The organism is Pseudomonas sp. K5002 (assembly GCF_013386655.1).
Taxonomy (GTDB): Bacteria; Pseudomonadota; Gammaproteobacteria; order Pseudomonadales; family Pseudomonadaceae; genus Aquipseudomonas.
In genome coordinates this window covers 1-14,725 of sequence record NZ_JACARK010000228.1, presented here as the reverse complement: position 1 = coordinate 14,725, position 14,725 = coordinate 1, and the positions used below count along the sequence as shown (strand labels likewise).

Sequence of the window (14,725 nt, the reverse complement as noted above, 5' to 3'; positions counted from 1 at the left end):
GGTCGGCTCGCCGATGATCTGGATCGGCATGTTCAGGTCATGGACCATGGCGCGAATCACCGCCAGTTGCTGGTAGTCCTTCTGGCCAAAGATCGCCAGGTCCGGCTGGACCATGTTGAACAGCTTGCTGACCACCGTGGCCACGCCTTCAAAATGCCCGGGCCGGCTGGCGCCGCACAGGCCTTCGGACAGTTGCGGCACGCTGACGCGAGTCTGGCCGGCCATGCCGTCGGGGTACATCTCCTCGACGGTCGGGGCGAACAGCAGGTTGCAACCGGCTTGCAAGAGCTTCTCCTGGTCGGCCGCCAGGGTGCGCGGGTACTTGTCCAGGTCTTCGCCGGCGCCGAATTGCAGCGGGTTGACGAAAATGCTCGCCACCACGAAATCGGCTTGTTGCGCAGCCTTGGTGACCAGCGTGGCATGGCCGCTGTGCAGGTTGCCCATGGTGGGCACGAAGCCGATGCGTTTGCCCGCGCTGCGGGCATGGGTGACGGCGGCGCGCAGTTCGCGCACGGTCTTGACGGTGTTCATGCGGAGAATCCGTGTTCGGCGCCCGGGAAGGTGACGGCTTTGACTTCGCTGACGTAGGCGGCGAGGGCTGATTGGATACTGTCCTGGCCCGCCATGAAGTTCTTCACGAACTTGGGTACGCGGCCGGTAAGGGACAGGCCCAGCATGTCATGCAGTACCAATACCTGGCCGTCTGTGGTAGGACCGGCGCCGATACCGATCACCGGTACTTTAACGGCCTGGGTGATTTCCGCTGCCAGCTCGCTTGGCACGCATTCGAGCAGAATCATGCACGCACCGGCCTGTTCAAGGGCGATGGCATCGGCCCGCATCTGGCGCGCCTGGGCTTCGCCGCGGCCTTGCACCTTGTAGCCGCCGAGGATATTCACCGACTGTGGCGTCAGGCCCATGTGCGCGCAAACCGGTACGCCGCGTTCAGCCAGCAAACGAATCGACTCGGCGAGCCAGGCGGCACCTTCAACCTTGATCATGTGTGCACCGGCACGCATCAGTTGAGCACTGTTGGTCAGTGTCTGTTCGATGGTGGCATCGGCCATGAAGGGCAGGTCGGCAATGATGAAGGCGCCTTCGTTGCCGCGCTTGACGCAGGCCGTGTGGTAAGCGATTTCATCGTTGGTGACGGGCAGGGTGCTGTCATTCCCTTGTAGAACCATGCCCAGGGAGTCCCCCACCAGCAACACTTCAACTCCTGCCTGGCTGCTGGCCTGGGCAAAAGTGGCGTCGTAGCAGGTCAGCATGGTGATCTTTTCACCTTTGAGCTTGAGGCTCTGCAAGGTGCTCAGGGTAACGTTTGGCATGAAAAGGGTCCTCATTCAGGCGCTTGGAAACAGCGAGTAACGCGCGTGAGTCTTCGTTTATACAGGCGCACTTTCTTAAGGATCAGTGCTTATAAGGCCTGGATTGCGCCCTTTAGCGCCGGGTAGGCGGCAGCGGGACGCCTATAGTCGTGAGGAGGACTCTGGAAGTCAATTGGATGTGTTACCGCATTGTTACGGCGGTGGTGTTACCGCTGTTACTGATGCGATTCAGCAGTAAATGATGCGTAGTAAATGCAGGAGCGAGCTTGCTCGCGAAGGTCGTCAATGATGACGCGGGAAGCCTGGCGCCCAGCGGTGTTCTCAGGTTTTTCGCGAGCAAGCTCGCTCCTACAGGTTTGAAGGCAGGCGTTCCAGGCCGACAAACGGGCAGGCATCCAGCAGGTCGCCGAGCAGGCGGCCATCGGCCAGTTGCAGGCTGGCCGGGGCCAGTTCTGCCAGCGGGTAAAGCACGAACGCCCGCAGGTGCATTTGATAGTGCGGCACCTTCAGGCGTGGCTCGTCGATCAGCCGGTCGCCAAACACCAGGACATCCAGGTCCAGGGTGCGCGGGCCCCAACGCTCAAGACGCTCGCGGCCCTGGTCATTCTCGATGGCTTGCAGCGCATCGAGCAGTTCCAGTGGTGCAAGCGCGCTGTCCAGGGCCGCGACCGCATTGGTATAGCGCGGCTGGCCCGGGAGCAGGGAATCACTTTGATAGAAGGCGGAGACGCCCGCCAGCGTGGTGTCCGGCAATTGCGCGAGGGCCTCGATGGCGTCGCGCAATTGTTGTTCAGGGGCAGCCAGATTGCTGCCCATGCCGACGTAGATACGTTCCACGTGCTTACTCGCCCGACGCGCTCGATGAATCGCCAGCGCTGCGTTTGCGCTTGCTGCCACTGCTGCGGCGACGTTTTTTCGGGCCATCGCCGGTGGCTTCGCCTTTGCTGCTGAGCTCTTTGATCATCTCGCGGCGCTGGCTGTCGTTGGCGTCCTGGTAGTCGGTCCACCATTCGCCCAGGCCGTCGGTCTGCTCGCCGGCGCTTTCGCGCAGCAGCAGGAAGTCATAGCCGGCACGGAAGCGCGGGTTGTCCAGCAGCAGGTCGGCGCGTTTGCCGCTGCGGCGTGGCAGGCGCTCCTGCATGTCCCAGATCTCGCGGATCGGCATGGTGAAGCGTTTCGGGATGGCGATGCGCTGGCATTGCTCGGCGATCAGCTCGTGGGCGGCTTCCTGCATGGCCGGAATTGCCGGCATGCCACGGTCTTGCAAGCGCATGACGCGTTTTGGAAGCGCTGGCCACAACAGGGCGGCAAACAGGAACGCCGGGGTTACCGGTTTGTTCTGCTTGATGCGCAGGTCGGTGTTGATCAAGGCTTCGCTGATCAGCGTGTGGGTGTAGGTCGGGTTGTACTCCAGTGCTTCGGCGCTGGCCGGGAACAGTGGGTCGAACAACTGCAGGTCTACCAGCATTTCGAAGGTGTCGGCAGCATAGCCGGAGAGGAACAGCTTGAGCACCTCTTCGAACAGCCGGGCCGAGGGAATTTCCCGCAGCATCGGTGCCAGGTCACGAATCGGCGCGGCCGTGTGCTTCTCGATGCCGAAGTTCAGCTTGGCGGCGAAACGCACGGCCCGCAGCATGCGCACCGGGTCTTCCTGGTAGCGTTGCGTCGGGTCGCCGATCAGGCGCAGCAGGTTGTTGCGGATGTCGTGTACGCCATTGGCGTAATCGAGAATGCGCTCGCTGACCGGGTCGTAATACAGGGCATTGATGGTGAAGTCGCGGCGTTGCGCGTCTTCTTCCAGGGTGCCGTAGACGTTGTCCCGCAGGATGCGCCCGCTTTCGTTGCGGGAAGACTGGTTAGTGTCTTCTTCTTCATCGTTTTGCGGATGGTTGGCGCGGAAGGTCGCGACCTCGATGATCTCGCGACCAAAGTGGATGTGCACCAACTTGAAGCGCCGGCCGATGATCCGCGCATTGCGGAATTCGGCACGCACTTGTTCCGGCGTGGCGCTGGTGGCGACGTCGAAATCCTTGGGAGTGATATTGAGCAACATGTCGCGCACGCAACCGCCAACCAGGTAGGCCTGGTAGCCGGCGTTCTGCAAACGTTCGACGATGTTCACCGCATAACGGCTGAACTGGGCGCGTTGCAGCGAATGCTGGCTGCTATTGAGCACTTCAGGCGTGCTGCGTTTGTGTTGCGTACGACGCAAGGGAGAACGGAATGACTGGAACAACTTCTTCAGCATGGGATGCACTGTTTGAAGGAATGTTCGGCCATAACGAAGAATGACCGCATGATGGGCCGGGATTCTAGCATTTAGTCAGGGGATGGTGTAGGAACTAGCTGCAAGGCTTGAGCCAGAAGCTTAAAAGAAGGGTGGCAGGTGCCAAATCGCGGAAACTACAAGGGGAGCCGAAGCTCCCCCAGAAGTAGTTGCGTGCTCTATTTTTATTATTGGTTTCGGGCTTCTTGTTTTTGTTGATCGCCCTCGCCATGAAGCTTCACCTTCATGACACTCCCAATCGGGAGCCAAGAGCAAACGGATTGCTTTGGTCGCTGTGTTGCTGATCTAAGATCCAACCAGTTCAGGCTCTGCCTTAGGGCAGTTTTTGTTGTTCTCGGCCTGGTTGCGGGGCAAGCCCCAAATGCAACGCCTCTCCAAAAGAATCAGTTAGCTGCGCCTCCGCCGTGTTGTTTTTGTTATGCGTGAGTCGATTCGTCTTATTTTTATTGTCTTGTACATTTGCTTGTTATTGTTTTTGTACTAAGCATATAGCAGGGTGCGTGCCAACTTTTGCGAGGCCCAGCAAAATAAGGGGTTCGGGGCGTTTTCGGGTTTGTTGAAGGCGAAAAAAAGCCGGGGCTTCGTTACCGTAAGCCCCGGCTTTTGTTACGTGAAAAATCAGCGGTAACAGTTTTTTCACATCTGAGGGTGTTACCTGTGGGGGCAACCCACTCAGCTTTCGCTGGCAACCCCGGTCTTGCGCCGCGGGATACCCAAGCGCTGGCGCCGTTCCCACAGGCATTTACGGCTGACGCCCAGTTTGCGCGCCAGTTCGGTCTCGGTCATGTGGTCCTGGTGCTCCAGCACGAAATGCTGGAAGTAATCTTCCAGTGACAAATCTTCCGTCGGCTCGTGGCTGTTGTTACTGCCGCCACCTTGCTGCGGTGGCAAACCGATGAAGTCATCATCATCCAGGTCGCTGAGCTCGATATCGATTCCCAGCAGCTCGGCGGAAATTTCCGGGCTCTCCGACAGAATCACCGCACGCTCTACCGCGTTTTCCAGCTCCCGCACGTTACCCGGCCAGGAGTAGTGACGAATCGCCTGCTCGGCATCGGCAGCAAACTTCAGGTCGGTACGGTTGATTCGCGCACTCTGGCGCGCCAGGAAGGCCGTGGCGATTTCGTTGACGTCGGCGCCGCGCTCACGCAAGGCCGGCAGTTTGAGAGCGATCACGTGCAGGCGGTAATAAAGGTCTTCACGGAACTGGCCAATCTTGGCCAGGCTCTTCAGGTCACGGTGAGTGGCCGCAATCAGTCGCACGTCGACCTTCTGCGACTGTACCGAACCGACGCGGCGTATTTCGCCTTCCTGGAGTACCCGCAGCAAGCGTGCCTGGGCTTCCAGCGGCAGCTCGCCAATCTCGTCGAGGAACAGCGTGCCGCCGTCGGCGGCTTCAACCAAACCCGCACGGCCAGCACTGGCGCCGGTAAAGGCGCCTTTTTCATGGCCGAACAATTCGGATTCGATCAGGGATTCGGGGATCGCCGCGCAGTTCACCGAGATCATCGGTGCCTTGGCGCGTTTGGACAGGTTGTGCAGGGCGCGGGCCACCAGCTCTTTACCGGTGCCGGACTCGCCCTGGATCAGTACATTGGAGTCGGTTGGCGCCACTTTGCGGATCTTGCTGTACAGGTCCTGCATGGGTGGGCAGGAGCCGATGATGCCGATTTCGCCGTTACTGTTATCAATACCGGGTTTTTCAGAACCATTGGCGGCCTTGCCCGCTGCCGGGCGTTCAGCCGGTGCGCTGCTGGCCGATTGACGGTCACGCAGGATGCGCGCTACGGCCTGGAGCATTTCGTCGTGGTCGAAGGGCTTGGCGATGTAGTCCACCGCGCCCATCTTCATGGAGTCCACGGCCGAGCGCAGGCTGGCGTAGCTGGTCATGATCAGCACCGGAGTGCCTTGGCCGAGCTTGATCAGCTCGGTGCCGGGGGCGCCTGGCAAACGCAGGTCACTGACGATCAGGTCGAACGTGGGAATGCTGAAACGCTCTTGGGCTTCCTGCACCGAGCCGGCTTCGCTGACCTGGTACTGATTACGTTCAAGCAGGCGACGCAAGGCAGAGCGGATAATGGTTTCGTCTTCGACGATCAAAATGTGCGGCATTGATTCAACTCTCTCGACGGTCTCAGTTCACAGCGGACGTCGCTTCGACATGACGCGGCAAGGTCACCCGAATACGGGTGCCGCGTTGGCTTTCGGTGTCAGCCGGGCTGTCGATGGTGATTTGTCCATAATGCTCTTCAACGATGGAATAGACCAGTGCAAGGCCCAGACCGGTACCTTCACCCGGATCCTTGGTGGTGAAGAAGGGTTCGAACAATCGATCCATGATGTTCTGTGGAATGCCGCTGCCTTCGTCCTCGACGATCAGATCGACCGTGTGCTCGAAAGCCTCGCTCTTGACCCGTACTGCGCTGCCGGCCGGCGATGCGTCGCGGGCGTTGGACAGCAGGTTGATCAGCACTTGGGCCAGGCGTTGTGAATCACCGTCGACCCAGTGTTCCGGGTCGCACAGGTTGAAGAACTGTACTTCGAAATTGCGCCGGTTCAAGGCCAGCAGCCCAATGGCATCCTGGGCCACTTCGGCCAGGCACACCGCCTCGTCGTGATTCTGATGGGCGCCCGCGTGGGCAAAGCTCATCAGCGACTGCACGATGCGCGAAACACGCTTGGTCTGCTCGAGAATCTGCCCGCTGATTTCGATGATTTCGCCGTCTTCCTCGCGCTCTTCCCGCAGGTTTTGCGCGAGGCAGGCGATACCGGTGATCGGATTGCCGATTTCATGGGCCACACCCGCGGCCAGGCGCCCGATGCTGGCCAGGCGCTCGGAGTGCACCAGCTTGTCTTCGAGCATCTGGGTTTCGGTCAGGTCTTCCACCAGCAGCACCAGGCCGCTGTTGCCGGGCGCCAGTGGCTCGTCGATGGCGGCCTTGTGCAGGTTGAGCCAGCGGGTCTGGCCATCCAGCGCCAGGTGCTGTTTGTGCAAGTGTTCGTCGGGCAGGTTGATGAAGCCCTGGAGCAATTCTTTCCACGGGTCGCCAATGGTGTTCAGGCGCGAGCCCACCACACGTTGGGCGGCGATGCCGGTGAGCTCTTCCATGGCCTTGTTCCACATCAGGATCTCTTGATCCTTGGCCAGGGAGCAGACGCCCATCGGCAGTTCCTGCAACGTCTGGCGGTGATAGCGGCGCAGGGCGTCGAGTTCGGCGGCAAGGCCGGTGAGGCGGGAGTGGTAATCCTCCAGCCGGCTCTCGATGAAGTGGATGTCTTCGGTCACGTAGTTTTCGCCGCCGGCCTTGTAGGGCAGGAAGGTCTCGACCATGTCCTGGGACACGCTCGGGCCCATCAGGCCGGAAAGGTTGGCTTCGATACGGTCCCGCAGGCGGCGCAGGGCATAAGGCCGGCGCTCGTCGAACGGCAGGTAGAGATCGCGCAGGGCCTGCTCGACCTCCTTTTGTGCGGCCTTGGCGCCCAGCGGCTTGGCCAGTTGCGTGGCGAATTCCTGGGGTGAGGCGGCGTGCAGTTCGCGGCGTTGCGGGCGACGGACGTTGTCCACTGCGCAGGCTTCGGCGGCGCTGGTTTCTTCGGGGCTGGCGTTGGTGAACAGCGAGATCAGGGTGAACATCAGCACGTTGGCCGCCAGCGAGGCAATTGCCGCCATGTGCCAACTGGTGTCATCCAGCACGTAGATCATGTTCAGCAGCGGGATGTAGAAGCCCTGCAGGTTGCCCACCAGCGGCAGCAGCATGGTCACGGTCCATACCAGGATCCCGGCGAGCAAACCGGCGATAAAGCCTCGGCGGTTGGCGGTCGGCCAGTACAGCACCGACAGCACGCCCGGCAGGAACTGCAAGGTGGCGACGAAGGCGACAATCCCCAGGTTGGCCAGGTCCTGTTCTGCACCCAGCAACAGGTAGAAGCCATAGCCGGCCATGATGATCGCAACGATCAGGGCCCGGCGGGTCCATTTCAGCCAGCGGTAGATATTGCCTTCGGCCGGCGGCTGGTAGAGCGGCAGCACCAGGTGATTCAGCGCCATCCCCGACAGCGCCAGGGTACTGACGATGATCAGCCCGCTGGAGGCCGATAATCCGCCGACATAGGCCAGCAATGCGAGGGATTTGCTGTTGGCTGCAATACCCACGCCCAGCGTGAAGTATTCGGGATTGGTGGTGGCGCCAAGTTTCAGGCCGGCCCACAGGATCAGCGGCACCGCCAGGCTCATCAACAGCAGGAACAGCGGCAAGCCCCAGCTGGCGCTGACCAGCGAGCGCGGGTTGAGGTTTTCGGTGAAGGTCATGTGGTACATGTGCGGCATCACGATGGCCGAGGCGAAGAACACCAAAAGCAGCGTGCGCCATGGGCCTTCCTGCAACGGCGTGTGCAGTGCGGCCAGGGCGGTCTGGTTTTGCAGCAGCCACAGTTCCAGCTGTTGCGGGCCGTCGAATACGCCATACAACGCGTACAGACCGACACCGCCGATGGCGATCAGCTTGATCACCGATTCAAACGCAATCGCAAACACCAGTCCTTCATGTTTCTCACGGGTGGCGATATGCCGTGAGCCGAAGAAAATCGTGAACAGAGTGATCAGCGCGCAGAAGCTCAATGCCACGCGGTGTTGCACCGGTTCGCGGGTGAGGATGCTGATGGAGTCGGCCACGGCCTGGATCTGCAATGCCAGCAACGGCAGCACGCCGATCAGCATGAAAATCGTGGTCAGTGCACCGGCCCAGGTACTGCGAAAACGGAACGCAAACAGGTCGGCCAGGGACGACAACTGATAGGTGCGGGTGATTTTCAGGATCGGATACAACAGCACCGGCGCCAGCAAAAACGCGCCGGACACCCCGAGATAACTGGACAGAAAGCCGTAACCGTACTGATAGGCCAGGCCCACGGTGCCATAAAACGCCCAGGCACTCGCGTACACGCCCAAGGACAAGGTGTAGGTCAATGGATGGCGAATGATCGCCCGCGGAATCATCCCGCGTTCACTGATCCAGGCTACCCCGAACAACGCGGCCAGGTAGGCGGCGCTGATCAGCAGCATCTCGGTCAGGCTAAAGCTCATCGGCATCTTTTTGGCTCTGCAGGATGAAAGTCACGACGATCAGAATCAGCCAAAGCAGATAGGGCCGGTACCAGGCGCCTGTGGCGTCGATCCACCAATCCATGATGGCGGGAGAAAACAGGTAGATCCCGACGACCAGCAGCAGGACCAATCGATAGATGTACATGTTGGCCTCTGATTGAAAAACTGCGGCGATGGTAACGGATGGCTCGCAAGCTGCAAGCGCCTTCAGCGCAATTGCGCTTCGGCCAGCGTGAGTGTGCGCGGGATCTGTGTGGCATCCCAGTGTTGAATGCCCCAATCCAGCAGTTCCCGTGGGCTGGCGTGGTGCAGTTCGTCGCCCGCCGGCTGGCCCAGGGCGCGCAGTGCTCTTAACAGCAAAGGCGTGGCCTGGTCAGTGGTCAAGGGCGGTGAGCGGTAGGATTTGCCCAGCTTGTTACCGTCCGGCTGGATGATCAACGGCACATGCAGGTAACGCGGTTGGCGCAGGCCCAGCAATTCTTGCAGATACAGTTGGCGTGGCGTGGAGTCGAGCAGGTCGGCGCCACGCACGATGTCAGTCACACCTTGCCAGGCATCATCGAGGACTACCGCCAGTTGGTAGGCATACAGGCCGTCGCGACGGCGGATGATGAAGTCGCCTACGTCGCGACCCAGATGCTGTCGGAATTCGCCTTGTACGCGGTCGGTAAAGTGGTACTCCAACTCCGGCACCCGCAGACGAATGGCAGCATCTTGCTGGTCATGCCCGGCATTGCGGCACAGGCCGGGATAAATCCCGTTGTAGGGTTCCAGTTGTTTGCGCGAACAGGTGCAGGCGTAGGCCAGGCCGTGATTGAACAGGCGGTTGAGCACTTCGGCGTAGGCATCGTGCCGCTCGCTTTGTCGGACCAACTCCCCGTCCCATTCAAAACCATAGCGTTCCAGGGCATTCAGGATGGCGGCCTGGGCGCCGGGCTCTTCCCGTGGCGGGTCGAGGTCTTCCATGCGCATCAGCCAGCGGCCTTGGTTGGCACGGGCGTCGAGGTAGGAGGCGAGGGCGGCGACCAGGGAACCGAAGTGCAGGTGTCCGCTGGGCGTGGGGGCGAAACGCCCGATATAGGAGGAGGCTGTCATGGGCCGGATATTACTGGAAAACCAGCAAACGCCAGAAACAAAAATGGGGCGTTCGCACGCCCCATTTGTCCAGCCCGGCAGTGATTACTTGCCGACCTGTTTTTCCTTGATTTCAGCCAAGGTCTTGCAGTCCACGCACAGGTCGGCGGTAGGACGCGCTTCCAGGCGGCGAATACCGATCTCGACGCCGCAGGACTCGCACCAGCCATACTCTTCGTCTTCGATGAGTTGCAGGGTCTTGTCGATCTTCTTGATCAGCTTGCGCTCGCGATCACGGGCGCGCAGTTCAAGGGCGAACTCTTCTTCCTGGCTGGCACGGTCTGCCGGGTCCGGGAAGTTGGCCGCTTCGTCCTTCATATGGTCAACGGTACGGTCAACCTCTTGCATCAAGTCCTGTTTCCACTGCTTCAGGATCTTGGAGAAGTGTTCGCGCATGGGCTTGCCCATGTATTCCTCACCCTTCGCCTCGACGTAGGGTTGGAAGCCGCTGATGCTCTGTTGCTTTGCTTGGGTGGGCATGAATGGACCGCCTCTCACTCTTCTAATCCATTGCGCAGGATTGCAACATCACCGACACCTGCCGGCCCTGCGGCTGCAAGCGGGCGAACTTACCAGATAGATTCAGGGTGCGCCACTCCCGGTTGTCGAGGCACCGTCTCCTGAGGCTTGCAAACCGCCGCAGGCCCCAGCAGGGCGGGCTTGTACGGTCTCGAATGTTGATTTTAGCTGTTTTGCAGGTAGTTGCTTGCCGTGCTTGCTACATGTCTTGGGGCAATAGAGCAGGTTTTGCGCGGCGGGTTGGGTAGAATCGGGGTTTGTCCTCAGAGTTAAGGAAGGCTAATGGCTCAGCCCTACAGTGCGCGCAGCCGCGCTATCGAACCTTTCCATGTCATGGCGTTGCTGGCGCGGGCCAATGAATTGCAGGCCGCCGGTCACGACGTGATTCACCTGGAAATCGGCGAGCCGGACTTCACCACCGCCGAGCCCATCATCAAGGCCGGGCAGGCGGCGCTGGCCAACGGCAAGACCCGCTATACCGCGGCCCGCGGGCTACCGGAGTTGCGGCAAGCCATCAGCGGTTTCTACCAGCAGCGCTACGGGTTGAGCATCGATCCCGAGCGAATTCTGATTACACCCGGCGGCTCGGGAGCCTTGTTGCTGGCGAGCAGCCTGCTGGTGGATCCCGGCAAGCACTGGCTGCTGGCAGACCCAGGCTACCCCTGCAACCGCCACTTCCTGCGGCTGGTGGAGGGCGCGGCCCAACTGGTCCCGGTCGGCCCCGAGGTGCGTTATCAACTGACCGCCGACCTGGTGGCGCGCCATTGGGATCAGGACAGCGTGGGCGCGTTGGTCGCGTCGCCTGCCAACCCTACCGGCACCATCCTGACGCGGGACGAGTTGGCGGGGTTGTCGAGCGCCATCAAGGCGCGCAATGGGCATTTGGTGGTGGATGAGATCTACCACGGCCTGACCTACGGCACCGATGCCGCCAGCGTGCTGGAAGTTGACGATGAAGCCTTCGTTCTAAATAGTTTTTCGAAGTATTTCGGAATGACCGGCTGGCGCCTGGGCTGGCTGGTGGCGCCGCCTGCTGCGGTGGGTGAGCTGGAGAAACTGGCGCAGAATCTCTACATCAGCGCGCCGAGCATGGCCCAGCATGCGGCCCTGGCCTGCTTTACCCCGCAAACATTGAACATTCTTGAAGACCGCCGGGCCGAGTTTGGCCGGCGTCGCGACTTCCTGCTGCCAGCGTTGCGCGAGTTGGGTTTCGGTATTGCCGTGGAGCCGGAAGGCGCGTTCTACCTGTATGCCGATATCAGCGCATTCGGCGGCGATGCCTTCGCGTTCTGCCGGCACTTCCTCGAAACCGAGCACGTTGCGTTCACGCCGGGCCTGGATTTCGGCCGTTATCAAGCCGGTCACCATGTGCGTTTTGCCTACACGCAAAACCTTGATCGCCTACAGCAAGCCGTTGAACGGATTGCCCGCGGCCTGCGGAGTTGGCAAGGCTGATGCGCTTTAATCCTCCCCTTGAAGAAGGCCGGCTGATCCGCCGCTACAAGCGTTTTCTCGCCGATATCGAAACCGTTACCGGCGAGTTGTTGACCATTCACTGCCCGAACACCGGCTCGATGTTCAACTGCATGGTGGAAGGTGGCCAGGTCTGGTTCAGCCGCTCCAATGACCCCAAGCGCAAGCTGCCAGGCACCTGGGAAATCAGCGAAACCCCACAAGGGCGCCTGGCGTGTGTGAACACGGCGCGGGCCAATCAGTTGGTTGAAGAAGCGCTGCGCGCGGGGGTTATCACCGAGCTCAATGGCTTTACTGCCTTGAAACGCGAAGTCGCCTACGGCCAGGAAAACAGCAGGATCGATTTCCGCCTGGACTACCCGGCGGGCGCGGCATATGTCGAAGTCAAAAGCGTCACCCTCGGGTTTGACGGGACCTCGACGGCGGCGTTTCCCGATGCCGTGACCCAGCGCGGTGCCAAGCATCTGCGTGAGCTGGCGCATCTGGCGCGTGAGGGTGTACGGGCAGTGCAGTTGTACTGCGTCAACCTCTCGGGGATCGATGCGGTGCGTCCTGCCGAAGAAATTGATGCCGGTTATGCGGCAGCGTTGCGTGAGGCCAAGGCGGCGGGCGTCGAGGTGCTGGCCTATGGCGTGCGAGTGACGTCAGAGGAAATCTGCGTCGATCGCCGGCTGGAAGTATTGCTCGGCGACTAGAGTTGTACCCACAGGCCTTGTTCGTCCTCGCGGCCGGGCAGGGCTGTCAGGCTCTGGCCGGCGCAAGGGCCGGCGACGCACTCACCGCTTTCGATCAGGAACAGCGCGCCATGGGTGGCGCACTGGATCAGGCTGGCGCTGGGGTCGAGAAACTGGTGCGGCTGCCATTCCAGCGGCACCCCGCGATGTGGGCAGCGGTTGATATAGAAGTAGGCAATGCCTTCGCGGCGCACGGCAAACAGCTTGCGGCCGTCGATATCGAAACCGAGGCTGGCGTTGGGTGCGAGTTCGCTGGAGGCGCAGAGAAACTTCATATCGATCCTTAAGTGCCGCCGTTTGCGGGCTGCAAGGCTATCCTGGTTTTTGCCGCAGAGCCCGGTGCTTGACGTGCAAATGCAAACAATTATCAAATGCCGGCTTCGCCCGTAAGCTGACTGGGCGCTCTGTACGATGTCGGGCAGCCTTGATCTGTCACATTGCGAGTGTTTCAGCGGGCTCACCCCTTGGAAGGAAACCCTTTTATGCGCCTGAGTGCCAGTGCTATCGCGCTCGTTGTCGGACTGCTGGTCAACGCTGGGGCCCAGGCCTCTGAACTGCCACAACGCTGGGTCAGCGCCGGTGGTGCGTTGTCGGAATGGGTGACGGCCTTGGGCGGTGAGTCAAAGCTGGTGGGCGTGGATACCACCAGCCAGCATCCGGAATCCCTCAAGGCGTTGCCGAGCATTGGTTACCAGCGTCAGTTGTCGGCGGAAGGCATTCTGAGCCTGCGCCCGCAAATCCTGGTGGGCACCGAGGAAATGGGGCCGCCACCGGTGTTGGCGCAAATCCGCAATGCCGGTGTGAAAGTGGAGCTGTTTTCAGCCGAGCCGGATCTGCCGACGCTGCAGGGCAACCTTCAGCATTTGGGCAAGCTGCTGGGTAACGAAGCGAAGGCTGCAGAACTGTTCAGTGACTATCAGCAACAACTTGACCAACAAAAGAACTGGGTGGCCAAGGCCCAGGCCACTCAAAAGGCGCCTGGAGTGCTGTTGCTGCTGGGACATGCCGGCGGCAAACCGCTGATTGCGGGCAAAGACACGGCGGCTGACTGGATGTTGCAGCAGGCCGGCGGCCACAACCTGGCGACCCACGATGGTTACAAGCCGTTTTCCGTAGAGTCGCTGGCGGGGCTCAATCCTGAGGTGCTGGTGTTTGCCGATCGCGCTTTGACCGGGGATGCGGCCCGCGCCGCGTTGTTCAAGGAAAACCCGATCCTGGCTTCGACGCCAGCGGCCAAGAATGGACGCGTCTATGAACTGGACCCGACGCTGCTGGTGGGTGGGCTTGGGCCACGCTTGCCGCAAAGCCTGGTGAAGCTGTCTGCCGGGTTCTATCCGTCTCAGGCTAATACCGCCCCATGACCACTCTGGTTAAACCGCGAACCCTGTTTATCGGCTTGAGTCTGCTGTGTGTACTGGCGATCTGGTTGTCATTGGCCCTGGGGCCGGTGAGTCTGCCGTTAATGGACACACTGCGGGCAGCCTTACGCTTGATGGGTGTGCCAATCGAGGCCCAAGGCCTGGAGCAGGCGGAGCTGATCCTCGGGCAGATTCGCCTGCCGCGTACGTTGCTGGGATTGGCCGTCGGTGGGGTTCTGGCGCTTTCCGGCGTTGCAATGCAGGGGCTGTTTCGCAACCCCTTGGCTGATCCCGGGTTGGTCGGGGTTTCCAGCGGTGCGGCGTTGGGCGCGGCGATTGCGATTGTCGGTGGTTCGTTTTTTGGCGGTTTGCCGGATGCGCTCGGGCCTTATCTGCTGTCGTTGTGTGCCTTCCTCGGCGGTTTGGGGGTAACAGCGCTGGTCTATCGCCTGGGGCGGCGCAACGGCCAAACCAACGTCGCGACCATGTTGCTGGCGGGTATCGCCCTGACGGCGCTCGCCAGTTCGGCGGTGGGCCTGTTCACCTACCTGGCAGATGACGCTACCTTGCGCACCCTGACGTTCTGGAACCTGGGCAGCCTGAATGGCGCCAGCTACTCGCGCTTATGGCCGCTGCTGCTGGTCAGCGCCGGCGTAGCACTGTGGCTGCCGCGCCGGGCCAAGGCGCTGAATGCACTCCTGCTGGGTGAGTCGGAAGCCAGTCACTTGGGCATTGATGTTGAAGGCCTCAAGCGCGAACTGGTGTTCTGCACCGCGCTGGGCGTGGGC

At 61.0% G+C, this 14,725-nt stretch carries 14 protein-coding genes; 4 read left to right on the top strand and 10 right to left on the bottom strand.

Annotation, left to right across the window (positions count from 1 at the left end; genetic code table 11):
• The 9 genes from panC to dksA all read right to left on the bottom strand — a co-directional run.
• A partial coding sequence (gene panC / locus HX846_RS12365) for a pantoate--beta-alanine ligase (RefSeq protein ID WP_178965464.1) occupies nucleotides 1-531 on the bottom strand: 531 nt, incomplete at its 3' end.
• The gene (gene panB / locus HX846_RS12360; protein WP_178965463.1) at nucleotides 528-1,328 is read right to left on the bottom strand and encodes a 3-methyl-2-oxobutanoate hydroxymethyltransferase; all 801 of its coding nucleotides are present in this window, start codon (nucleotides 1,326-1,328) and stop codon (nucleotides 528-530) included. The genes panB and panC, both read right to left, overlap by 4 nt.
• Before the next feature lie 348 nt (nucleotides 1,329-1,676).
• A complete protein-coding gene (folK, locus tag HX846_RS12355; protein WP_087693395.1) occupies nucleotides 1,677-2,165 on the bottom strand; it encodes a 2-amino-4-hydroxy-6-hydroxymethyldihydropteridine diphosphokinase in 489 nt (162 codons plus the stop codon).
• 4 nt (nucleotides 2,166-2,169) lie between these two features.
• Nucleotides 2,170-3,576: a polynucleotide adenylyltransferase PcnB gene (locus tag HX846_RS12350; RefSeq protein WP_003212161.1), complete on the bottom strand. Its 1,407-nt coding sequence runs from the start codon at nucleotides 3,574-3,576 to the stop codon at nucleotides 2,170-2,172.
• A 711-nt stretch (nucleotides 3,577-4,287) separates the two neighbouring features.
• Entirely contained in the window at nucleotides 4,288-5,727 is a 1,440-nt protein-coding gene (locus tag HX846_RS12345) for a sigma-54 dependent transcriptional regulator (RefSeq protein WP_003212159.1), read from the bottom strand.
• 22 nt (nucleotides 5,728-5,749) lie between these two features.
• Nucleotides 5,750-8,704 (bottom strand): sensor histidine kinase, encoded by a 2,955-nt coding sequence (locus HX846_RS12340; RefSeq protein WP_023659379.1) that lies wholly within the window; start codon nucleotides 8,702-8,704, stop codon nucleotides 5,750-5,752.
• On the bottom strand, nucleotides 8,688-8,864 hold the full coding sequence (locus HX846_RS12335) for a hypothetical protein (protein WP_003176118.1): 177 nt from the start codon (nucleotides 8,862-8,864) through the stop codon (nucleotides 8,688-8,690). Before HX846_RS12335 ends, HX846_RS12340 begins: the two co-directional genes overlap by 17 nt.
• 62 nt (nucleotides 8,865-8,926) lie before the next feature.
• A complete protein-coding gene (gluQRS, locus tag HX846_RS12330) occupies nucleotides 8,927-9,814 on the bottom strand; it encodes a tRNA glutamyl-Q(34) synthetase GluQRS (RefSeq protein ID WP_003212155.1) in 888 nt (295 codons plus the stop codon).
• Between the two features lie 84 nt (nucleotides 9,815-9,898).
• On the bottom strand, nucleotides 9,899-10,333 hold the full coding sequence (gene dksA, locus HX846_RS12325; protein WP_003212154.1) for an RNA polymerase-binding protein DksA: 435 nt from the start codon (nucleotides 10,331-10,333) through the stop codon (nucleotides 9,899-9,901).
• 321 nt (nucleotides 10,334-10,654) lie between these two features.
• On the opposite strand from dksA, the gene HX846_RS12320 reads away from it, so the two are divergent.
• Nucleotides 10,655-11,827, top strand: coding sequence for a pyridoxal phosphate-dependent aminotransferase (locus tag HX846_RS12320; protein ID WP_008436881.1), 1,173 nt, complete (start codon nucleotides 10,655-10,657; stop codon nucleotides 11,825-11,827).
• Complete coding sequence (sfsA, locus tag HX846_RS12315) at nucleotides 11,827-12,540, top strand: DNA/RNA nuclease SfsA (protein ID WP_003212151.1); 714 nt, start codon at nucleotides 11,827-11,829, stop codon at nucleotides 12,538-12,540. The genes HX846_RS12320 and sfsA overlap by 1 nt, the downstream gene beginning before the upstream one ends.
• On the opposite strand, the gene HX846_RS12310 is transcribed toward sfsA, so the two are convergent.
• A complete protein-coding gene (locus HX846_RS12310) occupies nucleotides 12,537-12,854 on the bottom strand; it encodes a Rieske (2Fe-2S) protein (RefSeq protein WP_003212149.1) in 318 nt (105 codons plus the stop codon). The two genes, sfsA and HX846_RS12310, sit on opposite strands and share 4 nt — an antisense overlap.
• 207 nt (nucleotides 12,855-13,061) lie before the next feature.
• Between HX846_RS12310 and HX846_RS12305 the strand changes: the two genes are divergently transcribed.
• Entirely contained in the window at nucleotides 13,062-13,940 is an 879-nt protein-coding gene (locus tag HX846_RS12305) for a hemin ABC transporter substrate-binding protein (RefSeq protein ID WP_087693394.1), read from the top strand.
• Nucleotides 13,937-14,725 (top strand): iron ABC transporter permease (locus HX846_RS12300; protein WP_178965462.1); only part of this gene is annotated, 789 nt, incomplete at its 3' end. The genes HX846_RS12305 and HX846_RS12300, both read left to right, overlap by 4 nt.

What these genes read in the sequence shown, in the direction of transcription:
- panB (WP_178965463.1), bottom strand. Translation starts at nt 1,328, where the DNA reads ATGCCAAACGTTACCCTGAGCACCTTGCAGAGCCTCAAGCTCAAAGGT.
- HX846_RS12350 (WP_003212161.1), bottom strand. Translation starts at nt 3,576, where the DNA reads ATGCTGAAGAAGTTGTTCCAGTCATTCCGTTCTCCCTTGCGTCGTACG.
- HX846_RS12345 (WP_003212159.1), bottom strand. Translation starts at nt 5,727, where the DNA reads ATGCCGCACATTTTGATCGTCGAAGACGAAACCATTATCCGCTCTGCC.
- HX846_RS12340 (WP_023659379.1), bottom strand. Translation starts at nt 8,704, where the DNA reads ATGCCGATGAGCTTTAGCCTGACCGAGATGCTGCTGATCAGCGCCGCC.
- HX846_RS12335 (WP_003176118.1), bottom strand. Translation starts at nt 8,864, where the DNA reads ATGTACATCTATCGATTGGTCCTGCTGCTGGTCGTCGGGATCTACCTG.
- gluQRS (WP_003212155.1), bottom strand. Translation starts at nt 9,814, where the DNA reads ATGACAGCCTCCTCCTATATCGGGCGTTTCGCCCCCACGCCCAGCGGA.
- dksA (WP_003212154.1), bottom strand. Translation starts at nt 10,333, where the DNA reads ATGCCCACCCAAGCAAAGCAACAGAGCATCAGCGGCTTCCAACCCTAC.
- HX846_RS12320 (WP_008436881.1), top strand. Translation starts at nt 10,655, where the DNA reads ATGGCTCAGCCCTACAGTGCGCGCAGCCGCGCTATCGAACCTTTCCAT.
- sfsA (WP_003212151.1), top strand. Translation starts at nt 11,827, where the DNA reads ATGCGCTTTAATCCTCCCCTTGAAGAAGGCCGGCTGATCCGCCGCTAC.
- HX846_RS12310 (WP_003212149.1), bottom strand. Translation starts at nt 12,854, where the DNA reads ATGAAGTTTCTCTGCGCCTCCAGCGAACTCGCACCCAACGCCAGCCTC.
- HX846_RS12305 (WP_087693394.1), top strand. Translation starts at nt 13,062, where the DNA reads ATGCGCCTGAGTGCCAGTGCTATCGCGCTCGTTGTCGGACTGCTGGTC.